Source organism: Tardiphaga sp. OK245 (assembly GCF_900108575.1).
Classification (GTDB): Bacteria; Pseudomonadota; Alphaproteobacteria; order Rhizobiales; family Xanthobacteraceae; genus Tardiphaga; species Tardiphaga robiniae.
Map to the genome: position 1 here is coordinate 523,148 of NZ_FNWZ01000001.1, position 22,667 is coordinate 545,814.

Below are 22,667 nucleotides of genomic sequence, written 5' to 3' on the forward strand. Positions count from 1 at the left end.
CATGCGGGACTTTCTCAACAAACTCGGCCTGACCTTCGCCTTCATCGTCATCGTCTCGCCGGCGGTGCTGTTCTTCCTCTGGATGCTGTCGCTGTCGCTGAAATTCGAGATCGACAACGCCTCCTATCCGCCGGTCTTCATCCCCGAGCGCATCAACTGGGGCAACTACGCCGCGGTCATCGAATCCAAGCGGTTCATGACCTATTTCTTCAACACACTGATCGTCACCGGCTCGGCGACCTTGTTCGCTCTCGTCATCGGCGTTCCTGCCGGTTACGGCATCGCGCGCATGCGCGCGCGCAAATCCGCCATCGTGATCCTGATCGCGCGCATCACGCCCGGCCTGTCATATCTGATCCCGCTATTCCTGCTGTTCCAATGGCTCGGCCTCCTGGGTACGCTGTGGCCACAGATCATCATCCATCTCGTGGTCACCGTGCCGATCGTGATCTGGATCATGATCGGCTATTTCGAGACGACACCGATGGAGCTCGAAGAATCCGCCATCATCGACGGCGCCACCCGCTGGCAGGTGTTCCGCCACGTCGCGCTGCCGATTGCGCGCTCCGGCATCGCCGTTGCCTTCATCCTCTCGGTGATCTCCGCCTGGAACAAAATCGTGTTTGGCATCGTACTGGCGGGACGGGAAACGCGGACACTGCCGGTCGCGGTCTACAACATGATCTCGTTCGATCAGTTGAGTTGGGGGCCGCTGGCGGCGGCCGCCCTGATCGTGACGCTGCCGGTGCTGCTGCTGACGATGTTTGCGCAAAGGCAGATTGTGGCGGGACTGACCGCGGGCGCGGTGAAGTGACGAGTTAACTTGCAGCAACCTTCCTCTGCTCATCCGGCGCCGTTTCGCTCGCGGCAATCAGGCGCTTGAGCTCCGGAATGCACGAGCCGCAATTGGTGCCGGCCTTGAGCCTGGTGCCGATTTCCGCCGCGGTTCCAGCCCCTGCTACAATTGCGTCGCAGATGGTGTCGCGGCCGACGCCGAAACAGGCGCAGACGATCGGACCGGCACTCGCAACACCATCTGCGGACTTTCCAGAGAGCAGCGTACGGCGTTGGTCGTCGCTGACGGTCTCGGCGGCGAACAATTCCTTCACGGCGTCCCAGGAGAGCGCCCCCTCCGTCGGGCCGATGAACAGACAGGTCTCGATACGGTCATCCTTGAACGACACCGCGCGATACACACCTTGGCCCGCGTCTTCGTATTCAGCGGCATCATCGCCCAGCAACGGCTTCAGCCAGTTCTGCCAGGTCTCGACATCGGTATTGTCCGAGAGCAGATAGCCGACGCCGCCCGTAACCGCGACACGCGCCCATTGCACGCCGAACGGCATCTCCAGCGGACTACGCGAGAGCACGAAGCCACGCTGCGCAAACACCGCAGGTGCAATCGCCACCGGCGTCGCCTTGTTCTCGGGCTGACCGGAGAATGGATCGGTGATCGGCGCGACAAGTCCACCGACACGCGCGAAACCCGCGGTCTCGTCGTTCCAGTGGATTGGCGCGAACAGCATGCCGCGTTGCTGGCGTTCGCTGACAATGACTTTCAGCACGCATTCGCCATAGTCGGTGGTCAGCCGCGCATGCCCGCCATCGACAATGGCGAACTGCGCAGCATCGTCAGGATGGATCTCGACGAAGGGCTCCGGAATATGCTGGCCGAGCCGCGGGCTGAGACCCGTGCGCGTCATCGTGTGCCACTGATCGCGAACGCGGCCAGTGTTCAAACGTAGCGGGCGCTCGATCGACACCTGCGTGCGCAGCTCCGGCGCCTCCGGCGCTATGAAACGCGCGCGGCGGTCATTGGCGTAGAATAGGCCATCGGCGAAGAACCGCGCCTGCGGCTTCGTCGTGCCCTCACGCACCGGCCATTGCACCGGGGCCATGGTGTCGAAGGCCTCATCCGAGACTTTCATCAACCCGCCGATATCGAAATCGCGATTGCCGTTGTTCTCGAAGGCCGAAAGGGCGGCGTGCTCGCGAAAAATCTCGGCAGCCGACGTGTAGGCAAAAGACGCGCCATAACCCAGACGCTTGGCGACTTCGCTCAGCGCCCACCAGTCCGGTCGCACCTCGCCCGGCGCCTGCAGGAACGAGCGCTGTCGCGACAGACGACGTTCGGAATTGGTCACCGTGCCGGACTTCTCGCCCCAGGCCAGCGCGGGCAGCAACACATGGGCTCCGGCGTTGACGGTATCGTTGGATCGCACATTCTCCGACACCACGAATAGATCGAGCTTGCTCAGCGCCGCGCGCACGGCATCGGCGTCCGGGAGCGACACCGCGGGATTGGTGCCCATCACCCACAACGCCTTGATCTCGCCACGGCCGATGGCTTCGAACATCTGCACAGCCTTGAGGCCTTCATGGGTGGCGATATGCGGTGCCTTCCAGAACCGGCGAACACGGTCGATATCGACAGGCGTGAAGCCCATATGGGCTGCGAGCTGGTTGGCGAGGCCGCCGACCTCGCGGCCGCCCATGGCATTCGGCTGGCCGGTCAGCGAGAACGGCGACGCGCCGGGCTTACCGATGCGGCCAGTAGCCAGATGGCAGTTGAGGATCGCATTGACCTTGTCGGTGCCCTGCGCCGACTGGTTGACGCCCTGCGAATACAGGGTGACCACACGCGGCGTCGCCTTGAACATCTGGAAGAAGGTCGCGACATCGATCTCGTCGAGTCCGGTCGCCTTTGCTGTCGTCGCCACACTGCCGGCGATGGTTCTAGCCCGCGCCAGCGCGTCGTCAAAGCCTGACGTATGCTCATCGATATAGCTGCGATCGAGCGCCCCGTTATCGGCGAGATAAGCGAACAACCCACTGAACAGCGCCGTATCAGTGCCGGGCTTCAGGCCGAGAAACAAGTCGTCATCGCCGACGGTATCGGTGCGGCGTGGATCGATCACGACGATCCGCGCGCCCCGCGTCTGCTTGTTGGTCAGCATGCGCTGATACAGCACCGGATGGCACCACGCGGCATTGGAGCCGACCAGCACCAGCAGATCTGCCTGGTCGAGATCCTCGTAGCACCCCGGCACCGTATCGGCGCCAAACGCACGCTTGTGGCCAGCGACTGATGACGCCATGCAGAGCCGCGAATTGGTATCGACATTGGCGCTGCCGAGAAAGCCCTTCATCAGCTTGTTGGCGACGTAGTAATCCTCGGTCAGCAATTGGCCGGAGAGATAAAATGCCACGGCACTCGGGCCATGTTCGGCGACGACCTTCTGAAATCCCTCGGCGACATGATCCAGCGCATCGCTCCAGGCGACCTGCACCATCTCGCCGTCGTCGCCCCGCATCATCGGATGCAGCAGACGCTCGTCGAGGCTCAGCGTTTCGCCGAGTGCCGATCCCTTCGAGCAGAGTCGGCCGAGATTGGCGGGATGCGCGGGATCGCCCGCAATCGCTGCGCCGCCGTTGCCATCCGGCGTCGCCAGCACGCCGCAACCGACACCGCAGTAAGGGCATGTGGTGCGCGTGGCGTGCAAATGCGGATCAACCGCGTTCATCACGCCGCCTCCGCGCGAACAGCGAGTGCGCGGCCGAACATCATCTCGGCGCGGATATCGGAAATATCAGCGCCGCTGCGGATCAGCTCAAGATACCACAGCGCATCCTGCGTATCGCCGACCAGCACGGCGCCAGTGAGCGCACCGTCAGAAATCACCAGCTTCTTGTAGGTGCCGCGGCGGACATCATTGAGCAGCAGCGTCTCGCTGCCTTCGCCCGCCATGAAATCTCCAGCGGAGAAAACGCTGACGCCGGAGACCTTGAGATTGGTAGAGAGCACGCTGCCCGTATAGGCAGCATCCTTGCCCGCGAGATGGCGCGCCAACACCCTGGCCTGTTCGTAGGCAGGCTCGACGAGGCCATAGCAGGTGCCGCGATGCTCTGCGCATTCGCCGAGTGCGAAGACGTCGTCGGTGCCGGTTGCCATCTGGTCGTTGACGACAATGCCGCGATTGATCGGGATTTCCGCATCCCTGGCAAGCGATGTGTTGGGCCGGATACCGGCCGCAAAGATCACCGCATCGGCATCAAGCGCGCGGCCATCGGCGAGTTCGACGCTCTCGACACAATCGCTGCCATGAATACGCGCCGTATTGGCATTGAGCAAAATCCTGACGCCCTTGCGCTCGACCAGCGTTTTCAGGAGGTTCGCTGCAGGTGCATCGAGCTGGCGTTCCATCAGCCGGTCCATCAGATGGATCAGTGTGACGTCAGCGCCCGCCTTGGCGAGACCATAGGCAGCTTCGAGACCCAGCAGGCCGCCACCGACCACGACGACACGCTTCTTCTGCGCGGCAAGTGCGAGCAGCAGGTCCACATCGCGGCTGTCGCGGAACACATGCACGCCCTTGAGATCACCACCGGGCACCGGCAGCCGCAGTGCGGATGAACCGGTGGCGATGACCAGCTTTGAGAACGGCACACGCTTGCCGGTCGATGTCGTGACCTCGCGCGCGGCCATATCGATGGCGGTCGCCGTTGCGCCGTATTTCAGCGTGACGCCGCGATCGCGCCACCAGGCAGCAGGCTTCAGCTCGATCTCCTGGGATGTCGCCTCACCCGCCAATACCGACGACAGCAATACGCGATTGTAGGCGAGCCGCGGTTCGTCTCCGATGACGGCGATGGCGTATCGACCGAGCGCGCATTTCGCCAGTTCGTCCACGAGCCGAGCCGCTGCCATTCCGTTACCAATGATGACCAGCGGCTCGCTCACGTCATATCCTTACTCGGCCGCCTGCGCTGTGCCGTAGGCTTCAGAAATCATGTAGCCGGACAGCGTGCCATAGGCTGCGGTCCAGGCTGCGGCGAGTTCGGGCGTCCAGGCGTCGCCGAGGCCCTTCTCCAGGGTCCACAGCAGCGCACCGCCGACGATCGGATAGTGTTCGGCCTTCACGCCATAGGCCACGTGCTGCTTGGCGAGCGCGCTCGCTGCAGGCAGCACGGTTTCGAGTCGCGTCAGGCCGGTGACGACGACACCAAGCGTTGCCATCAATTTGCGACCCTGCTCCTTCATGTCGCCGCGAAACATCGGCTTCACTTGCGGGGCAACCTCGAAGAGACGGCCGTAGAACAATTCCGCAGCCACATCGGAAATCGGCGCGACTTTCTTGAAACTCTCCTGAACCAGAGCGACGTCGGACGCATTCATGCTAACTCTCCTTGCAGTGGAAGGTGAGCTTGTGTGTCGCGCCGCGTGAGCAAATGTTCAGCGCGCGATAAAATGCGATGTGGTTCTAGTGATAGGCCGCAGAAATCATGCGCGCCGCCAGGAAATTGTAGACCTTGTGCCACGAGGCTTCGACCTCGGGCGTCCAGCGCTCGCCAAGCCCCTGCTCCAGACTCCAGAACAGTGCCTCGCCGACGGGCTCGTAGTGCCCGGCCTCCACGCCATAATGCACATGGTCTTTCGCGAGCTTGCCGATCACTGACAGCAGGCCGGTGATATTGTCGAGACTGCCGACGATCACCGCAAGCGTTGCGATGAACTTGTGCTTGAGCTGCGCCATGTCGCCGCGAAACAGCGGGCGCGTTTCCGGCAATGTCTCGAACAGCCGCGCATAAAACAGATCCACCATGACCGAGGAGTTCGGCCACATCTGATCGAATGACGATTGCACGCGCATGATTTCTTCGCGCGTCAGGCCTATCGAACGACTCATGATTTGCAGCTATCCGGAAAGTCTGAGCCGCATTCATTCGGTTTATCCTCGGAAGTCAAGAGGTAACAAGATGCTTACGCGGCTTCGACGAACTTGTGGCGCTCATACAGGAATTCGAGCACGCGCTTGCGGCAGTCGAGATAGACCGGGTTACTCGCCAGTTCGAGACGCTGACGCGGTCGTGCGAGCGGCACATCGAGCACTTCGCCGATGGTCGCTGATGGTCCGTTGGTCATCATCACGATGCGGTCCGACAGCAGCACGGCTTCGTCCACGTCATGGGTGATCATGACGATGGTGTTGCCGAGCTTCTGATGCAGCGCCATTACCGAGTCCTGCAGATGCGCGCGGGTCAGCGCGTCCAGCGCACCGAACGGTTCGTCCAGCAACAGCACCTTGGGCTCCATCGCGAGCGCACGGGCAATGCCGACGCGCTGCTTCATGCCGCCGGAGATTTCCGAAGGGCGTTTGTCCTTGGCATGCGTCATCTGCACGAGATTGAGATTGTGCATTGTCCATTCGTCGCGCTCAGCGCGGGACTTGGTCTTGGCAAACACCTTGTCCACGCCAAGACGGACGTTCTGATAGACCGTCAGCCACGGCAGCAGGCTGTGGTTCTGGAACACCACGGCGCGATCGGGGCCGGGCGAATTGACTTCGCGATCCTCAAGGATCACGCCGCCCATCGTTGCACGTGTCAGGCCGGCGATGATGTTGAGCATCGTCGACTTGCCGCAACCGGAATGGCCGATGATCGAGATATACTCACCCTTGCCGAGGCTGAGGTTGATGTCCTTCAATACTTCGGACGAGACCTTGCCGCGGGTGAACACCTTGTCGACGTGGTCGAGCTTCAGATATGCCTTCATGATATCTCTCATTAGCTGACCCAAATGTTAGCTGACTGAAGTGCCGTGGGTGACGAGCTTGCCGAGGGCGGCGATCAGGCGATCGAGCACGAAGCCGACGATGCCGACGTAGAACAGCGCCAGGATGATCTCGCTCATATGCGAGGAATTCCAGGCATCCCAGATGAAGAACCCAATTCCCACGCCGCCGATCAGCATTTCAGCCGCGATAATCGCGAGCCATGACAGGCCGATACCAATGCGCAGACCGGTGAAAATATAGGGTGCAGCCGCCGGCAGCATGACCTTCCAGAAAAATTCCACCGGATTGAGCTGCACCACGGCGGCGACGTTGCGATAGTCCTGCGGAATATTCCGGATACCGACAGCCGTGTTGATAATGATCGGCCAGATCGAGGTGATGAAGATCACGAAGATCGCCGACGGCTGACCGTCCCGGAAGGCCGCGAGCGCCAGCGGCAGCCAGGCCAGCGGCGGAATGGTGCGCAACACCTGGAAGATCGGATCGAGACCACGCATGGCCCAGACCGACTGGCCGACCAGCGTGCCAAGCGCGATGCCGACGACGGCAGCGAGCGAGTAGCCATAGGCCACGCGCAGGAGACTGGCCGAGATATGCCAGAACAGACCCTTGTCCAGACCGCCATTGTCGAAGAACGGATCGAAGATCAGTTCCTTGGTGTCCTTGTAGACCTTCGAGGGCGGCGGGAGCGTTGAGCCGGTGCGCCGGCACAAGAGCTCCCACATCACACCGAGCAGGAGGACGACGATCAGCGGCGGGATGACCCGCGCCGCTGTCTCTTTCGCCATCTTGGCGTATCTGTCGAAACTTACGGGCTGCTTGGGAGACAGTGCGACGCTCGCCACCGGCGGCTTCGCCAGTGCCGTTGCCGGCTCCGTCTTGATAGCTTGCATGTTCATCGCACTGTCTCCGTCATTTCAGCTAGTCCGCATCGGTCCCAAACGTGTGTCTCAGGCTTCGACGCGCTTGATGGCGAGCGACTTGAGGTAGGCTGCCGGATTTTCGGGATCGAAGACCTTGCCGTCGAAGAAGGTCTCCTTGCCGCGCGAGGTCGAAGTCGGGATTTCGGCGGCAGCGACGCCCATGGTCTTCGCCGCGTCACGCCAGATATCCTCGCGGTTGACCTTGGCGATCAGCGCCTTCGAGTCGAAGCCGGGCTCATATTTGCCCCAGCGGATGTCCTCGGTCATGAACCAGAGGTCGTGGCTCTGGAACGGATAGGACGCAAAGTCCTTCCAGTACTTCATGATATGCGGCGAGTTCTCGACCACCTTGCCGGTGCCGTAGTCGAACTTGCCACGGGCGCGATCGAGGATGTCCTCGACCGGGCAGTTGATCCACTGCCGCTTGCCCATAATGGTGGCGAGCTCTTCCTTGTTCTCCATCTTGTCGGCCCACTGCTGGGCTTCCATGATGGCCATGGTGATGGCCTTCGCCGCCTTCGGGTTCTTGTCGACCCAGGCCGCCCGCATGCCGAGCGACTTCTCCGGATGCTTGTTCCAGATCTCGCCGGTGTTCACCGCGGTGTAGCCGATCTTCTGGTGCACGAGCTGGCCCGGCCACGGCTCACCGACGCAGAACGCATCCATGGTGCCGACCTTCATGTTCGCCACCATCTGCGGCGGCGGCACGGTGATGGTCTCGACATCCTTGTCGGGATCGATGCCGCCGGCGGCGAGCCAGTAGCGGATCCACAGGTCATGCGTGCCGCCCGGGAAGGTCATCGCCACCTTCACCGACTTGCCCGCAGCCTTCTTCTTCTCGAACGCGGCCTTCAGCGGCGCGACATCGAGGCCGACCTTCAGATCGGCATATTCGTTGCCGACCGAGATGCACTGCGCATCGAGATTGAGACGCGCGAGGATGTACATCGGCGTCGGCTGATTGTTCTGGGTGACCTTGCCGGACGAGATCAGATACGGCATCGGCGTCAGGATATGCGCGCCATCGATGCCGTTGCCTTCGGAGCCGAGCACCATGTTGTCGCGCAGCGTGCCCCACGAGGCCTGCTTCGACACTTCCACGTCAGGCATGCCGTATTTGGCGAACAGGCCCTTGTCCTTGGCAACGAACAGCGGACCGGCATCGCTTAGTGCGATGAAGCCGAGCTTGGCCCCCTTCACTTCAGGGCCAGCATCCTGCGCAAAAGCACCGCCCGGGAAGTTCAGTCGGGCGGCCGCGAGCAAGGCAGCGGTTCCCGCGCCGGCTTTCAGAAGCTGACGGCGGCTGATCTTGCGGCCCGGCTTGTTGGTCTCTGACTTCGTCATGTGCTGCTGTCGTCCTTTCGCGCCTCGGATCGCCTGCACCGTCATTGGCCCCTCGTCACTGCGCACCTCGGTCGAAGGCGTACGGACATAGCGGCGCGTCTGGGGGAAGCCCCATGATGGCAATGCTGGCTGGTGATTGATTGTGACGGCTACAATGGCGTCGCTAAGAACTATTCAAAGTTCGTGCCAACCGCTGCCTGATGGAAATTTCGATAAATTGCAGTCACTTACCTAAAGGCAACAAGACCAGCGCAGAGAACCACGCGCATCGAAAATTTGCGGGACGCTCATTTATTGTGCGACGCACGCGGAATAGGCAGTGAATTGTGAGGTACTATTTTGCCGACTTCGTCGGCGTGCCGGCCCGCGGATCGGTGCTATCAACCGGGTCCAACTTCTAACGAACGGACCGCTTCATGCCGACCATTTCGGTGATCACCGAACCTGCCCTCTCGTCGCTGCGGAAGGTAATCAGCACCCTGAAGGCGGCGACCGTGGTCTCCGCGGCGTCGATCCTGTCTCAGGGCAAAAGCGATCTCGAAGCGAATGCAGCGGCAGCGTTCGGTCATTTCGAGGATGTCTCACGGCAACTTCATATGTTCCGAAAGAGCGTCCTTGAAGACGCGCTGATTCCCGCCAAAGACAACGCTGTCACTGTGGATGTCGATATCGATGCTCTCGATCGCGCCGTCGACGATGTCGATCTACAGATCGCACAAACCAAAGGCGCACTCCACGAAGTCGTCGAGAGTTCTGATCGCGGCGGGCTTGAGGCCTTTGCCGAGCGCATCGACGAACTCGGCCGCGCGCTGTTAGGCATGGTCACCCTCATCGCGCCATCGGCCGCACACGGCGATACACCGTTCCTGTTTGATCAGTTCTTCCTGGAGTCGCTGCAGGAACTCTCGCAACGCGACTGGAGCGCGACCTGATCGCAGATGGCAGACGGCCGAGATCGCTTACGCCTCGGCCTTTTCCGGCATCATCGGCTGCGGCACCGTGCCCTCGCCCGGCTTCATCCGGAAATTATAGGTCATCAGATGCCACGGCCCCGTGGCAGGCTGACCATCAGGCATAAAGGCATCGCTGCGCTTCTCGACGGTGGCGATCAGATCGTCCTTCACGCCGAACACGACATCGGAGTCGAGATATTCGTCGCCCTCGATGAAGACGTGAGTGATCAGCGGTTCGTAGCCGGGAGCCGCGACGAGAAAGTGCACATGCGCCGGACGCATCGGATGGCGTCCCGTCTTCAGCACAAGATCGCCCACCGGTCCGTCGGTCGGGATCGGATAGCTGCAGGGCAGAATGGTGCGGAAGAACAGCCGGCCATCACTGTCCGTGATGAAGCGCGCACGCGACGACGGGCCCTGCGTGGCATAGCTGGCCTTCTGCGAGTCGTAGAATCCGTCATCATCGGCATGCCAGATATCGACCGGCACGCCGGCCAGCGGCTTGCCATCGAGATCGGTGACGCGGCTCTGCACGAACATGCGCTCACCCGTGAGGCCCGGAGAGATATCGGCGCCATGCGCCATGACGGGATGCTCGCCGACATAGAACGGTCCGAGCACCGTCGTCTGTGTGGCCCCCTCACGCTCCCTGTGGTTGACGGCATCGACCAGCATCGAGACGCCCAGCACGTCAGAGAGCAAGATGAACTCCTGCCGGATCGGCGTGCATTTCTGGCCCGTGCGGGTCAGGAAGTCGATCGCCACTTCCCATTCACCGAAGGTGAGATCGGTCTTGCGGACATAGTCGTGCAATGACGTCACGAGTTCTTGCAGCAGGAATTTCGTGCGCGGATCGGACGTCTTGTCGAAACTCTGGATGACGGCCGCAGTGAGTTCAGTGTCATTGAATTGGGTCATAATTCCATCCTGAGCAACACGACGCGATTGCATCTTTAACGATACACCAAACAGAGCTTCACGTAAGCTCGCCGCGCTACAAACCCATATGGACAACCGCTGATTTTCATCCATAGAAACGAGCCGCGTCCACACATCGGAGTGATGTTGCAATGCCGTCGTCCCAAAGCCTGAGCCCTTCGTCTGCGTCACCCGAACAGGTCGGCATGTCGACCATGGCGCTGGCCCGCGTCGAAGCGCATCTCAAGCAGCGCTATGTCGATGCCGGCCGCTTTCCCGGCACACGGCTGCTGGTCTATCGCCGCGGCGAAATCGTGCATAGCACAGCGCAGGGCTTTGCCGATGTGGAGCGCAAAGCCCCCGTCAAGGACGATACGATCTTCCGCATCTATTCGATGACCAAGCCGATCACGACAGTCGCCTTCATGATGCTTGTAGAGGAAGGACGTGTCGCGCTCGATGAACCCGTTCATAAATATATTCCCGAATGGGCAAATCTCGGCGTATTTCAGGCTGGCGTGACGGCACCATTCCTGACGAAGCCACCGGCCCGTCCGATGCAGATCATCGACCTGCTACGGCACACATCCGGACTCACATACGGATTCCAGCAACGTACCAATGTCGACGCCGCCTATCGTGCACTCAAGATCGGCGAGATCGAAAAATCCGGCACGATGACATCGATGATTTCGGATCTCGCGAAGGTCCCCCTGGAATTCTCCCCGGGGGATGCATGGAATTATTCGGTCTCGACCGACGTGATCGGCTATCTCGTCGAGAAGATCAGTGGACAGCCATTCGAACAATTCCTGCAGGAACGTATCTTCGATCCGCTCGGCATGACGGATACCGGCTTCTTTGTGCCGCCCGACAAGGCGCATCGTCTCGCGGCCTGCTACGCCGCCGACGGCAAGGGAGGCTTTGTTCTTCAGGACGATCCCGCGACGAGTTCATTCCTGTCGCCGCCTAAGATGATTTCCGGCGGCGGCGGCCTATGCTCCACCGCCGCGGACTATCTCACCTTCTGTCGCGCCCTGCTCAATGGCGGTGCGCTCGGCGACGTGCGCCTGCTCGCTCCGAAGACGATCGCGCTGATGACCAACAATCATCTGCCCGGCGGGGCCTACGTCGCCGACATGTCGACGTCGATGTTCAGCGAAACGAGCTATGCCGGCGTCGGCTTCGGACTTGGATTTTCGGTGATGATGAATCCGGTCAAGACCATGATCCCCGGCAGCGCCGGTGAGTATGGATGGGGCGGCGCGGCGAGCACGGTGTTCTGGATAGACCCGGCTGAACAGCTGATCGCAATCTTCATGACGCAGCTGTTGCCATCGAGCGCTTATCCGGTTCGGCGCGAGCTGCGTACCATGATCTACTCCGCGATTACCGACAGCAATGTTTAGTAACGAACGGTATGATCAATATTGCTCAGTCGGTGCGCGCCACCGGGCACTGGTCACGTTCAACATATCCAGCACGAATCAAATGAAATTCTCTCTCAGTGAGAATTTGGAATGAAACTTCCGGTGCGCATGGGACGTAGCAACAACCACCCACGGAATTGTGATATTACGTCGGAGCTACACAGGAGATCGTAAAGTGCGAAATTGCAGCTGGAAATCGCATGGAATGCTGCATGCCAGAGATTTGCAGCTTACGAATGCGAACGACTCTCAGTTATCCTGCGTGCGTCAGGCAAGTCACATGTGTATAGCATGATGACCAACTTGTACTTTCGCTTCCGCTGCAAGGCCCGTATCGATAGAAATTGAGTTCCGGTATTCGTTGGAAGTTTTGCAAGCAATGCGAAGTAGCAACGGAATACCGCAAGGTTTTTTGTACGATTGGATGACCCTCGCGATTACGTGTCGATCAATTCGAGTATCGCGACGATTTCAGCCATCCCAATCGTCATGACGATGTGTATAACAGAGATGCCTTTGAAAGTTAGCTTTAAGGGCTCTCGGGCTAAGAAGCTCTAACAAGAAAATAAAACCAAACTCCCTTATTCAAACAAACTGAATGGTGACGAATGAAGCAACGTAGCGCCGGCAAACCCGACATTGAGATGGGCAAGAGGATCCGTCTGCGTCGTGTTGAGCAGAAAATTTCGCAGGCGGATTTAGGCGAAAAGCTGGGCGTCAGCTTCCAGCAGGTTCAGAAGTACGAGAAGGGTGTCAATCGCGTTGGCGCTGCGCGTCTTCAGCAGATTGCGACGGCACTCGATGTGCCGGTCACCTTCTTCTACGATGGCGATGGCAAGAGCCGCGAAGTGGAAAGCTTGCTGTTCCTCGATAGCGCTTTCAGCCTCCGCTTGCTTCGTGCCTACAGCCGCATCAAGAGCCAGACGGTCCAGCGCCAGATGGTCGTCCTGATGGAAGCGATTGCCGACGAAGAGAAGTAATCGTCGCATGGCCGCCGGAGCGACCCGGCCGCCGATCGGCTCGATTTCAATCCCCCCTCGACACGAAAAGAACTCGCCGTAACCGCGGCGAGATTTTTGCAGGTCTGCACCTAGCGGTGGCACAGTTGTTGCTGGAATATTTCGTGAACCTCAGGGGAAGCGAACCATGTCTACAGCTACGATTACCGCCGTCGAACCAATCCGCAAGCCTCTCTATCAGTCGCTCTTCGTGCAGGTGCTTGTCGCCCTGCTGCTCGGCATCGTCCTTGGCATCGCCGTGCCGGATTTCGCCGTCGGCCTGAAGGTCTTCAGCGACGCCTTCCTCAAACTCATCTCCATGATTGTGGCCCCCATCGTGTTCTGTGTGGTGGTGCATGGCATTGCGGGTGCCGGCGACCTCAAGAAGGTCGGCAGGGTTGGGGTCAAGGCGCTGATCTATTTCGAGGCCATGACCACGCTGGCGCTCGTTGTCGGCCTGGTGCTGGCCTATCTGTTCGGCCCGGGCCACGGCATGAACATCAATCCGGCCTCGCTCGACGGCAAGGCACTCACGACGGTCGCAGACAACGCTCACAAGCTGCAGGGCGGCGGCATCGGTAATTTCCTGCTCAACATCATTCCGACCACCTCGTTCGACGCTCTGGCGCGCAACGACGTCCTGCAGGTGCTGTTCTTCGCCATCCTGTTCGGCACCAGCCTGGCGCTGGTCGGTGGCGAGAAGGGCGAGCGGATTTCGAGCTTCATCGAAGCCGTATCGACCGTTCTGTTCCGCGCCATGGGACTGATCGTTCGCCTCGCCCCGATCGGCGTGCTCGGCGCCGTCGCCTATACGGTCGGACGCTACGGTGTCGGATCACTGAAGCAACTCGTCTCGCTGGTGGTGCTGTTCTACGTCTCGGTCGCGATCTTCGTCTTCGGCGTGCTTGGCGGTGTGATGGCACTGGCCGGGCTGAACATCATCAAATTCCTGAACTACCTGCGCGAGGAACTCACCATCGTGCTCGCCACCGCGTCCTCGGATGCAGTGCTGCCCCAGGTCATGCGCAAACTCGAACGGCTCGGCGTCAAGGACAACGTGGTCGGCCTCGTGATCCCGACCGGATACTCGTTCAACCTCGATGCATTCTCGATCTATCTGACGCTGGCCGTCGTGTTCATCGCGCAGGCCACGAATACACCGCTGTCCTTCGGCGACCTCATGCTGGTGCTGGGCGTCTCGCTGGTGACGTCGAAGGGCGCCCACGGCGTACCGGGCTCAGCAATCGTGATCCTTGCCGCGACGCTGAATGCCGTGCCGAGCATTCCCGCCATCGGTCTCGTGCTGGTGCTGTCGGTAGACTGGTTCATCGGCATGGCCCGCGCGCTCGGAAACCTGATCGGCAACTGCGTTGCCACCGTCGTGGTCGGCGCATGGGAAGGCGATCTCGACCATGCCAAGGCGAAGCGTGTGTTGGATGGCGAAGAGCTCGTGGACGTGACGGCCGGCTAATTGCCTTCGAGGCAAAAAAGAAGCGGCCCGAAGGCCGCTTCTCGGTGTCAGAACGAATGCTTCAACCCTACGCCGGCGTGAGGATCGCGCGGCCGACCAGCTTGCCGTCTTTCAGATCGTTCAGCGCCGCATTGGCCTTTGCAAGCGGCATCGGGCTCGTCGGGATCGGCTGCACCTTCTTGGTGCGCACCAGCTCCAGCAGTTCCTTGGTCTCGCGGAGATTGCCGACATAGCTGCCCTGGATGGTGAGTGCCTTCATGGCGATCAGAGGCAGCGCCCAGGTGGCGCCGCCACCGAACAGGCCGACCATGATCAGCTTGCCGCCCTTGGAGAGCACGTCAAAGCCGAGCTGCGTCGTCGACGGAGTGCCGACCAGATCGATCACCGACAGGATCGGCTGACCGGCGGCCTTGGCAAGCTGCTCAAGCGCGTCGGGCGCATTGCCGTCCACGGCCGCCAGAGCGCCGGCCTTGATCGCCGCCTCGCGCTTTCGCGCATCGATATCGACAACGATGGCGCCCTTGCCGCCCATCGCCTTCAACAGTTCAAGCGCCATCAGGCCGAGGCCGCCAGCGCCGAAGATCACGATCGGATTGCCGAGATCGCTCTCGATCTTCTTCAGCGCGCTATAGGTCGTGACGCCCGAGCAGGCGTAAGGCGCGGCGATGACCGGATCCATGCCCTTGAGGTCGATCAGGTAGCGCGGATGCGGCACCAAAAGGTGATCGGAGTAACCACCGTCGCAATGTACGCCGAGGCAGCGCGGCGCGAGGCAGAGATTCTCGTCACCGGCGAGACAGACCGCACATTTGCCGCAGCCGATCCACGGATAGGCCAGCGCGATATCGCCGATCTTGACGCCGCCGGCTTCCTGCTGCGCATCCGGACCGAAGGCAATGACTTCGCCGACGGTCTCGTGACCCATGGTGCGCGGCAGCGTGATGCCGCGATCCTTCAGCGACAGCTTCTTGCGGCCATGACCGAGTTCATAGCCGCCTTCCCAGATGTGCAGGTCGCTATGGCAGACGCCAGCAGCCTTCACGCGGATCAGCACCTGCGTGCCGGTCGGCTGCGGGGTCTGCTCGTCGACCTCGCCAAGCGGTTCGTTGAATTCGAGAACCTTGAAGCTCTTCATTGTGTTTTCTCTCCCGGTTGAAGTTTCTTGTTATCCGCAGGATGGGTAGAGCGAAGCGAAACCCATCGCATAGAACCCGATCATGATGGGTTTCGCGACGACGCTCTACCCATCCTGCAGGGTCTCAGCCATGCGTTGCGCTTGCGCTCCTGATTGCTTCCCAAACCTTGATGGGCGACAGCGGCGTATTGAGCTGCGTGATGCCCAGTGGTTGCAGAGCATCCAGCACGCCATTGACGATGCAGGGCGGACCACCGATCGCGCCGGATTCTCCGCAGCCCTTCGAGCCGATCGGGTTGGTGACGCAGGGTGCCGAACCATCCAATGTCACTGACAGAGGTGGCAGGTCACCCGCGCGCGGAATGCAGTAATCCTGATAGCTGGCGGTGATGAGCTGGCCATCCTCGTCGTAATGAACGTTCTCGAACAGCGCTTGGCCGATGCCCTGCGCCACGCCGCCGTGGATCTGGCCGGTCACCAGCATCGGATTCACCGCCACGCCGACATCGTCGACCGTGGTGTAGCGAACGACATTGGTGATGCCGGTCTCCGGATCGATCTCGACCTCGCAGATATGCGTTCCGTTCGGCCAGGTCGGGCCGTCCGCCACGCCGGTCGACTCGACGCTGAGCTGTTCGCCGTCTTCGGCTTTCGCGATTTCGAACAGGCCAACGCGCTTGTCGGTGCCGACGACGGTGAGGAAGCCTGCGGAATACTCGATGTCCTCCACCGAAGCTTCCAGCATGTTGGCCGCTTTCTCACGCGCCTTGGCGATCATATCGGCCGCCGACACCACCGCGGCAGTACCGCCAACGAACAGCGAACGCGAACCGACACTGCCCATGCCGACAATCACATCGGTATCGCCCTGGATCACATCGATCTTGTCGATGCCGATGCCGAGCGCTTCAGAGACGAGCTGCGAATAGGCGGTCTGCAGGCCCTGCCCCATTGCCATGGTGCCGGAATGCAGGATGACGCGGCCATTGGCCGTGGCGCGCAGGCGAACCTTCTCGGTGGTGCCCGGACCGCCGGTCCATTCGATGTAGCTGGTGAGCCCGCGGCCGTAGAGCAGGCCTTTCTTCTTCGCCGCCTTCTTGCGCGCGGCGAAGCCGTCCCAATCCGACAATTCGGTGGCGCGGTCGAGCATGTGCGCGAAGGCGCCGCTGTCATAGGTCTGACCGACGGCGTTCTTGTAAGGAAACTGCGTCGGCTTGATGTAATTCACCTTGCGGATGGCGCGCGGATCCATGCCCATCTGCCGTGCGGCGGCATCCATCAGACGCTCGATGATGAAAACGGCTTCCGGACGTCCGGCACCGCGATAGGCGCCCACCGGCGCGGTGTTCGTGATGACCGCCTTGATATCGTAATGCACGTTCTGCAGGTCGTAGACGCCGGTCTGCACGAATGGTCCCAACACCAACGGAATGATGACAGCGGTGGCCGACATATAGGCACCGGTGCCGCCGATCGAACGGACGCGATAGGCCAAGATCCGACCCTTGGCATCGAGCGCGAGTTCTGCCGTCGACGTCAGATCGCGACCATGAGTCCCGCCAACGAATTCGTCGGTGCGATCTCCGCGCCAGCGGATCGTCTTGTTCAGCTTCACGGCTACATAGGCGACGACGCCGTCTTCCGGATACAGGCTCGTCTTCTGGCCGAAACCGCCGCCGATATCGCCCACCACCACGCGGATCGATTCCTTCGGACGCTTGAGCACCGCGTCGGCAAGGATATCGCGGGTCGATGCCGGGGTCTGCGACTGCACGTACAGTGTCAGCTTGCCGGACTTCTTGTCGACTTCAGCGATGGTCGAGCGCGGCTCCATGGCCGATGGCACGAGACGCTGACTCACGATATCCAGCGACACCGTATGCTTGGCAGCGGCAAAAGCAGCCTCCACCTTGGCAGGATCGCCATAGCTGGTGGCCGCGACAATATTGTCCGGTGCATCCGGCCAGACCACGGCCGCACCGGGCTTCATCGCCTCGACGGGATCGACCACCGCAGGCAGGACGTCATAGCTGATGTCGATCGCCTCGGCCGCGAGCTGGGCAGCAGCGCGCGACGTGGCGACGATTGCCGCCACCGCTTCGCCAGCGAACCGCACGACTTCATGCGCGAGCAGCCGGCGCGGCGGAAAGGTCGCCGCCGAGCCGTCGGGACGCTTGAAGATCGGCAGCGTCGGCAGCGTGCCGACATCGTCGGCCACGAGATCCGCGCCGGTATAGATCGCCTCGACACCGGGCATCGCCTTCGCGGCGGTGACGTCGATGGCGGTGATCTTCGCATGGGCATGCGGCGAGCGCAGCAGATGCAGCCACAGCGCGCCGTCTTCCGGCTTGTCGTCGATGAATTTGCCCTGCCCGGTGAGAAGTCTTTGATCTTCAAGGCGCTTGGGAGAAAGACCGGCGCCGAAGCGCAGATTGCCGGGCAGAATGTTCATCAGACGTCCTTCAATGGCGAGCCTTACGGGCGGGCTGTATGGTTTCTAGCCCAGAAAGACCGCGTGAGCCAACAGGCCAGCCGCACAAGGCTGAGCGACAGAATGTGCATGAGCGCTGCTCGTTTGCGCGTCTGGCGGCAACGATATCGATCAGCCGACATCCCGCAAAACGGCTTCGATCACCTTGCGCTCGTCGGCGGTCAAAGCCGGCTGCGGCGCCACGGGGTCGCCGACCTCGTAGCCCTGGATCGCGAGGCCCGTCTTGATGCAGGCCGCCAGATTATAGCGCGCAAAGGCCTCGTTGAGCCGCCACATCCGCCGTTGCAGGACCATGGCCTCGTCCCAGCGATGCGCCTTGCAGAGATTGTAGAGTTCGACGCTCTGCTTCGGCACGACGCAGGCCGGGCCTGCCATCCAGCCGACGCCACCGATCAGCATGACGGCTGACGGAATATGCGCCGAGGCGGCAAACACTTTCAGTCTGTCGCCGCAGCGGTTGATGATCGACAACAGCCGGCCGGTATTGGTGGAGGCATCCTTGATATACTGAATGCGCGGATGTTCAGCGAGCCGCGCCACGACGTCGAGTGTCAGATCCGAACGCTGGAATTGCGGATTGGTGTAGATCACCACGGGAATATCGACGGCATCCGCGATGGCGCGGAAATAGGATTCGATCTGCGCATCCTTGAGCGGGAAATACGCTTCGAGAATGGCCAGGATGCCGTTAGCACCGAGCTTCTGATACGACTTAGCCTGCGCCACCGCATCGACCGTCGAGGTCGAGGCCACTCCCGCCACCACCGGCACGCGCCCGCCTGCCGCATCGATCGTGGCCTGCACCACCGTCCTGCGCTGCTCGCGATTGAGATAGGCGAATTCGCCGGTCGAGCCGAGCGGCGTCAGACCATGCACGCCCGCGCCGATGAGATCGCCGCACAGGCGGCCCAGCACATCGGTGCGGATACGCCCCTCGTCGTCAGCCGGCGAGACGAGATAGGGAAACACGCCGTGAAAATCTGCCATCGCATCAGGCCTTCAGCTTGAAATTCTCGATCACGCGCAACAACACGCGCGCGCCGACCTCGACATCCGCATCGTCCACATGCTCCGCAGGATTGTGGCTGATGCCGCCGCGACAGCGTACGAACAGCATCGCCACATCGGTAATATCGGTCATCGCCATGCCGTCATGGCCGGCACCGCTCGGGAGCTCGAACGCGCGATAACCCTCGGCAGTAATTGCATCGGCGATCTGCTTCTGCAGCCAGGGCGCACAAGGCACCGTGCGATTCTCATGGGTGATGTTGATCTGCAGATCGAGCTTGCGCGCTTTGGCGATCGACTCGATCTCGCGCACCATGTCGGTGATGGCGAGCTTGCGATAGGAATCCTTCGGCGATCGGATATCCATGGTGAACGATACCAGCCCGGGAATGACATTGGTCGCGCCCGGCATTGCATTGATATAGCCGACGGTGCCGACAAGCCCGCCGCGATCCGACTGGCAAAACTCCTCGATCGCAACGATACATTCGGCGGCGCCCACCAGTGCATCGCGCCGCATCGCCATGGGTACCGTGCCGGCATGACCGGCCATGCCGTGCAATTCGACAGCGAGACGCGTCGCACCCGAAATGGCAGTCACGACCCCCACCGGCAGCTTCTGTGCTTCGAGCACGGGGCCCTGCTCGATATGCAATTCGAGATAGGCCAGCAATTCGCCAGGCGCGCGCGCTGCGGCGCCGACGTGATCGGGATCGAGGCCGAAGGTGATCATCGCCTCGCGCATCGAGATACCCGCTTTGTCGCGGCCGCCGAGCACACTCTCGACAAAAGTCCCGGCCACCGCGCGGCTGCCGAGCAGCGTCGAGGCGAAGCGCACGCCCTCCTCGTCAGCGAAGGCGGCGATCTCGATGGCGAAGGGCAAACGAAGGCCACGGCGGTTGAGGTCGCCGACGCAGGAAATCGCCGTGATGATCCCGAGCGGTCCGTCCCAGCGGCCTGCATCGCGCACGGTGTCGTAATGGGAGCCGAGCATCAGGCACGGCAGACCGGGCTGGTCGCCTTCATAGCGTCCGCAGACATTGCCGATCGCATCGATGCGCGCCCGCATACCGGCTGCCTGCATCCAGCCGATGATCAGTTCGGCGGCCGCACGATGTTCCGGTGTAAGGAATATTCGCGTGATGTTGTCCGGCACTTCCGAAATAGCAGCCAGCGCATTGATGCGTTCGACGATCTCGCCGCCGAGCGATTGGCCGGAAGCTCCGACGACTTTCTCTTCCATCGCAATCATGCTTCTTTGTTCAGACCACAGGCCCGGCTGGGACTTGAATGATCCAGGTCGTAAATATTAGTGCGGCCAGCGGGCCAAAGCGAATCCGCGCTTGGCCTCGCGGGAAGCTAGCAGATTTTGACGCCCGGACGACAGGAGCCCCCTGATGCCAAAGCAAGACTCGTCGAGTAGGGATGAGGCCCTTCTCAGGCTTTCTTTCGACGCTGCACGCAAAGCCATGGAGCGCGGCAACCATCCGTTCGGCGCGATCCTGGTCGATGCACACGGCAAGGTCCTGATGGAAGCCGGTAACGCCTTCATGCCCTCTCATGACGGCACCGCCCATGCAGAGCGGCTGCTGTGCAGCGAAGCCTCGATTGCCTATGACGAGACCGAGCTGAAGACCTTCACGCTGTATTCGTCGGCAGAACCCTGCGCCATGTGCGCCGGCGCGATCTATTGGGTTGGCATTGGACGGCTGGTTTATGGGCTCGGCGAAGCCAGACTCAAGGCGATCACCGGCGACCATCCGGAAAATCCCACACTGGATCTGCCTTGCCGCGACGTGTTTGCAGCAGGACAGAAGAACATCGAGGTCGTCGGACCACTGCTGGAAGACGAGGCAGCTGCTCAGCATGAGGGGTTCTGGGCGCAGCTGCGCTAGTGGCACGCTCGGAGGATCCTGCAAAAAGCTGATGGCGCCGCGAGGACATCGCGACGCCATCAGCCTGGAGATTGGCCTTGGAGAATTAGCCCCCGGATGTCAGCTCAGATCAGAACTTGACGGTGACGCCGGAATAGAGCGAGTCCTCGCGGCACGATCCGGGCGCAAACGTGGTGCACGGCAGGCTGGCATTCTCATCCAAGCCGAACTTGTTCCGCCAGAGCCGATAGGCCACCCACACGTCGACATTGTGAGTGTATTTCGGTCCCCAGATCGCCTTGCTGGCGTCGAAGGTCAGACGGATCGGTTCGGCGTTGATCTCCATCTTGGTGGCCGTGCCGATAATCTGGCCGTTCTCCGAACCTTTCGGCCCGTAGAAGCCGGCCCGGCCGCTGATCGCGAAATAGTCCATGCTCGGGGGTAGGAAGCCGAGATCCATGTAGTAATTGAGTTCAACGGCCCAGGTCGGGTTGAACTGGCGGTTGCCGTCGATGTTGCACGAGACGCCCGGGATTTGACCGGGAGCGCCGGCGTAACCGCACTGCGTAAAGGTGCTGCGGTTGGCGAACTCGTAATAGAACAACGGATTGACGTTGAAGAAGCCCTTGTAAGGCAGGTCGAAAGCGAATTGCAGACCGGTCACGACGTCGCGCTTGGATGCCGAGAAGAACCGGTTTTCCGTGCTGCCGTCGGCGCCGATGACGAACGACACGTTGCGCAGCGGCCCCATCGAGAAGGCCTTGGTGTTGAAGACCTCGTTGAAGCCGATCGTGCTACGGATCAGGCCGTAGATTTCTGTTGCGCCTTCGCAGCCCGTGATCGGACGCAGCGGATCGGCGCACGGATTAGCCGGGCTGCTCTTGCCCGCCTTCTCTAGGCCGATGTTGAAGAAGTTGGTGCCGTAGGTCCACACGTCGAAGTGGGTGAAGGCGAAGACCTGCTTGGTAGTCTTGGCGGTGACGCCGGGATCGACCGCCCCCCACTGATAGGCATAGGTGAAACGGTTATCGATCAGCAGGAAGAACGGCAGATCCGGGATCGGCTTTGCCTTGACCGGCATGGCCGCCATGTCGGCGGCGCCTGCCGAGCCTGTCGGCACCATGGCTGTTAGCGACAGCAACGTCGCGGCTGCAATTGCTCGGAAACGATTGGCCATTGGAATTACCCCCACCTGTTGACAATGATTGCGTGCCTCTCGCGAGAGAGTTGTTGCAATCAGTCCGGGTGAGAAGCCTCAACTTTTTCCAATAGTTGCCACGGATTTCATCAGGGATGCCCAGTGAAATCAGTATTTTATGCTTGAAGCATCGTGTTTTCGGGATGGTGAAATGACACCATGCGAGCGCGTGTAAGACACGCGCTTAGAGACTGTAAAGATTGGTATTTTGCGACGTTCTGTCGCAGGTTTCCGAACGAAGCTCCGATGGTGAATTCACACTGTGATTCCGTGTTTGCACCGCAAGAAAATCACTGCCCAACTTCTCAACACACGAGAAAATCCGGATCTCGAATTCGTTGCACAT

19 protein-coding genes are annotated in these 22,667 nt (G+C 61.0%); 6 read left to right on the forward strand and 13 right to left on the reverse strand.

Annotation, left to right across the window (positions count from 1 at the left end):
* Position 1 precedes the first annotated feature (1 nt).
* The gene (locus tag BLW80_RS02385) at positions 2 to 814 is read left to right on the forward strand and encodes a carbohydrate ABC transporter permease (RefSeq protein WP_170849548.1); all 813 of its coding nucleotides are present in this window, start codon (positions 2 to 4) and stop codon (positions 812 to 814) included.
* Between the two features lie 4 nt (positions 815 to 818).
* On the opposite strand, the gene BLW80_RS02390 is transcribed toward BLW80_RS02385, so the two are convergent.
* The 7 genes from BLW80_RS02390 to BLW80_RS02420 all read right to left on the reverse strand — a co-directional run bounded on the left by BLW80_RS02390 (position 819) and on the right by BLW80_RS02420 (position 8,845).
* A complete protein-coding gene (locus tag BLW80_RS02390; protein ID WP_093756666.1) occupies positions 819 to 3,524 on the reverse strand; it encodes a nitrate reductase in 2,706 nt (901 codons plus the stop codon).
* Positions 3,524 to 4,741 carry an NAD(P)/FAD-dependent oxidoreductase gene (locus BLW80_RS02395; protein WP_092146294.1) on the reverse strand — a complete coding sequence of 406 codons (1,218 nt, stop codon included), beginning with the start codon at positions 4,739 to 4,741 and terminating at the stop codon, positions 3,524 to 3,526. The genes BLW80_RS02390 and BLW80_RS02395 overlap by 1 nt, the downstream gene beginning before the upstream one ends.
* A 9-nt stretch (positions 4,742 to 4,750) precedes the next feature.
* Positions 4,751 to 5,176 carry a globin family protein gene (locus BLW80_RS02400; RefSeq protein WP_170849549.1) on the reverse strand — a complete coding sequence of 142 codons (426 nt, stop codon included), beginning with the start codon at positions 5,174 to 5,176 and terminating at the stop codon, positions 4,751 to 4,753.
* Positions 5,177 to 5,261: 85 nt separating this feature from the next.
* Positions 5,262 to 5,687, reverse strand: a complete 426-nt coding sequence (locus BLW80_RS02405) for a globin family protein (RefSeq protein WP_093756667.1) — start codon at positions 5,685 to 5,687, stop codon at positions 5,262 to 5,264.
* Between the two features lie 74 nt (positions 5,688 to 5,761).
* Positions 5,762 to 6,556, reverse strand: coding sequence for an ABC transporter ATP-binding protein (locus tag BLW80_RS02410; protein ID WP_089265245.1), 795 nt, complete (start codon positions 6,554 to 6,556; stop codon positions 5,762 to 5,764).
* Between the two features lie 27 nt (positions 6,557 to 6,583).
* Positions 6,584 to 7,477 carry a nitrate ABC transporter permease gene (gene ntrB / locus BLW80_RS02415; RefSeq protein ID WP_093756668.1) on the reverse strand — a complete coding sequence of 298 codons (894 nt, stop codon included), beginning with the start codon at positions 7,475 to 7,477 and terminating at the stop codon, positions 6,584 to 6,586.
* Between the two features lie 51 nt (positions 7,478 to 7,528).
* The gene (locus BLW80_RS02420) at positions 7,529 to 8,845 is read right to left on the reverse strand and encodes a CmpA/NrtA family ABC transporter substrate-binding protein (protein ID WP_089265247.1); all 1,317 of its coding nucleotides are present in this window, start codon (positions 8,843 to 8,845) and stop codon (positions 7,529 to 7,531) included.
* Between the two features lie 416 nt (positions 8,846 to 9,261).
* Between BLW80_RS02420 and BLW80_RS02425 the strand changes: the two genes are divergently transcribed.
* Positions 9,262 to 9,777 (forward strand): hypothetical protein, encoded by a 516-nt coding sequence (locus tag BLW80_RS02425; RefSeq protein ID WP_093756669.1) that lies wholly within the window; start codon positions 9,262 to 9,264, stop codon positions 9,775 to 9,777.
* Positions 9,778 to 9,804: 27 nt separating this feature from the next.
* Here BLW80_RS02425 and BLW80_RS02430 read toward each other — a convergent pair whose 3' ends face one another.
* Positions 9,805 to 10,716 carry an intradiol ring-cleavage dioxygenase gene (locus tag BLW80_RS02430; protein ID WP_093756670.1) on the reverse strand — a complete coding sequence of 304 codons (912 nt, stop codon included), beginning with the start codon at positions 10,714 to 10,716 and terminating at the stop codon, positions 9,805 to 9,807.
* A 152-nt stretch (positions 10,717 to 10,868) separates the two neighbouring features.
* Between BLW80_RS02430 and BLW80_RS02435 the strand changes: the two genes are divergently transcribed.
* From BLW80_RS02435 to BLW80_RS02445, 3 genes are all read left to right on the forward strand, one after another.
* Positions 10,869 to 12,125, forward strand: a complete 1,257-nt coding sequence (locus tag BLW80_RS02435) for a serine hydrolase domain-containing protein (RefSeq protein WP_170849550.1) — start codon at positions 10,869 to 10,871, stop codon at positions 12,123 to 12,125.
* Positions 12,126 to 12,754: 629 nt separating this feature from the next.
* Positions 12,755 to 13,126: a helix-turn-helix domain-containing protein gene (locus BLW80_RS02440; protein WP_089265251.1), complete on the forward strand. Its 372-nt coding sequence runs from the start codon at positions 12,755 to 12,757 to the stop codon at positions 13,124 to 13,126.
* Between the two features lie 166 nt (positions 13,127 to 13,292).
* Positions 13,293 to 14,615 (forward strand): dicarboxylate/amino acid:cation symporter, encoded by a 1,323-nt coding sequence (locus tag BLW80_RS02445; RefSeq protein ID WP_093756672.1) that lies wholly within the window; start codon positions 13,293 to 13,295, stop codon positions 14,613 to 14,615.
* Positions 14,616 to 14,682: 67 nt separating this feature from the next.
* Here BLW80_RS02445 and BLW80_RS02450 read toward each other — a convergent pair whose 3' ends face one another.
* From BLW80_RS02450 to BLW80_RS02465, 4 genes are all read right to left on the reverse strand, one after another.
* Positions 14,683 to 15,750, reverse strand: coding sequence for an alcohol dehydrogenase (locus BLW80_RS02450; RefSeq protein ID WP_093756673.1), 1,068 nt, complete (start codon positions 15,748 to 15,750; stop codon positions 14,683 to 14,685).
* A 124-nt stretch (positions 15,751 to 15,874) separates the two neighbouring features.
* Entirely contained in the window at positions 15,875 to 18,202 is a 2,328-nt protein-coding gene (locus tag BLW80_RS02455; RefSeq protein WP_093756674.1) for a xanthine dehydrogenase family protein molybdopterin-binding subunit, read from the reverse strand.
* Positions 18,203 to 18,352: 150 nt separating this feature from the next.
* Positions 18,353 to 19,228: a dihydrodipicolinate synthase family protein gene (locus BLW80_RS02460; RefSeq protein WP_093756675.1), complete on the reverse strand. Its 876-nt coding sequence runs from the start codon at positions 19,226 to 19,228 to the stop codon at positions 18,353 to 18,355.
* A gap of 4 nt (positions 19,229 to 19,232) precedes the next feature.
* Entirely contained in the window at positions 19,233 to 20,501 is a 1,269-nt protein-coding gene (locus BLW80_RS02465; RefSeq protein ID WP_093756676.1) for an allantoate amidohydrolase, read from the reverse strand.
* Positions 20,502 to 20,646: 145 nt separating this feature from the next.
* Between BLW80_RS02465 and BLW80_RS02470 the strand changes: the two genes are divergently transcribed.
* Positions 20,647 to 21,144, forward strand: a complete 498-nt coding sequence (locus BLW80_RS02470) for a nucleoside deaminase (RefSeq protein ID WP_093756677.1) — start codon at positions 20,647 to 20,649, stop codon at positions 21,142 to 21,144.
* Positions 21,145 to 21,253: 109 nt separating this feature from the next.
* Here the strand turns inward: BLW80_RS02470 and BLW80_RS02475 are convergent, their stop codons facing one another.
* Positions 21,254 to 22,300, reverse strand: coding sequence for a hypothetical protein (locus tag BLW80_RS02475; protein ID WP_089265258.1), 1,047 nt, complete (start codon positions 22,298 to 22,300; stop codon positions 21,254 to 21,256).
* Positions 22,301 to 22,667: the final 367 nt, after the last annotated feature.

Coding starts and splice junctions, on each gene's coding strand:
- BLW80_RS02420 (WP_089265247.1), bottom strand. CDS start 8,845: ATGACGAAGTCAGAGACCAACAAGCCGGGCCGCAAGATCAGCCGCCGT.
- BLW80_RS02410 (WP_089265245.1), bottom strand. CDS start 6,556: ATGAAGGCATATCTGAAGCTCGACCACGTCGACAAGGTGTTCACCCGC.
- BLW80_RS02440 (WP_089265251.1), top strand. CDS start 12,755: ATGAAGCAACGTAGCGCCGGCAAACCCGACATTGAGATGGGCAAGAGG.
- BLW80_RS02435 (WP_170849550.1), top strand. CDS start 10,869: ATGCCGTCGTCCCAAAGCCTGAGCCCTTCGTCTGCGTCACCCGAACAG.
- BLW80_RS02405 (WP_093756667.1), bottom strand. CDS start 5,687: ATGAGTCGTTCGATAGGCCTGACGCGCGAAGAAATCATGCGCGTGCAA.
- ntrB (WP_093756668.1), bottom strand. CDS start 7,477: ATGAACATGCAAGCTATCAAGACGGAGCCGGCAACGGCACTGGCGAAG.
- BLW80_RS02460 (WP_093756675.1), bottom strand. CDS start 19,228: ATGGCAGATTTTCACGGCGTGTTTCCCTATCTCGTCTCGCCGGCTGAC.
- BLW80_RS02430 (WP_093756670.1), bottom strand. CDS start 10,716: ATGACCCAATTCAATGACACTGAACTCACTGCGGCCGTCATCCAGAGT.
- BLW80_RS02445 (WP_093756672.1), top strand. CDS start 13,293: ATGTCTACAGCTACGATTACCGCCGTCGAACCAATCCGCAAGCCTCTC.
- BLW80_RS02425 (WP_093756669.1), top strand. CDS start 9,262: ATGCCGACCATTTCGGTGATCACCGAACCTGCCCTCTCGTCGCTGCGG.
- BLW80_RS02475 (WP_089265258.1), bottom strand. CDS start 22,300: ATGGCCAATCGTTTCCGAGCAATTGCAGCCGCGACGTTGCTGTCGCTA.
- BLW80_RS02465 (WP_093756676.1), bottom strand. CDS start 20,501: ATGATTGCGATGGAAGAGAAAGTCGTCGGAGCTTCCGGCCAATCGCTC.
- BLW80_RS02385 (WP_170849548.1), top strand. CDS start 2: ATGCGGGACTTTCTCAACAAACTCGGCCTGACCTTCGCCTTCATCGTC.
- BLW80_RS02455 (WP_093756674.1), bottom strand. CDS start 18,202: ATGAACATTCTGCCCGGCAATCTGCGCTTCGGCGCCGGTCTTTCTCCC.
- BLW80_RS02400 (WP_170849549.1), bottom strand. CDS start 5,176: ATGAATGCGTCCGACGTCGCTCTGGTTCAGGAGAGTTTCAAGAAAGTC.
- BLW80_RS02390 (WP_093756666.1), bottom strand. CDS start 3,524: ATGAACGCGGTTGATCCGCATTTGCACGCCACGCGCACCACATGCCCT.
- BLW80_RS02470 (WP_093756677.1), top strand. CDS start 20,647: ATGCCAAAGCAAGACTCGTCGAGTAGGGATGAGGCCCTTCTCAGGCTT.
- BLW80_RS02450 (WP_093756673.1), bottom strand. CDS start 15,750: ATGAAGAGCTTCAAGGTTCTCGAATTCAACGAACCGCTTGGCGAGGTC.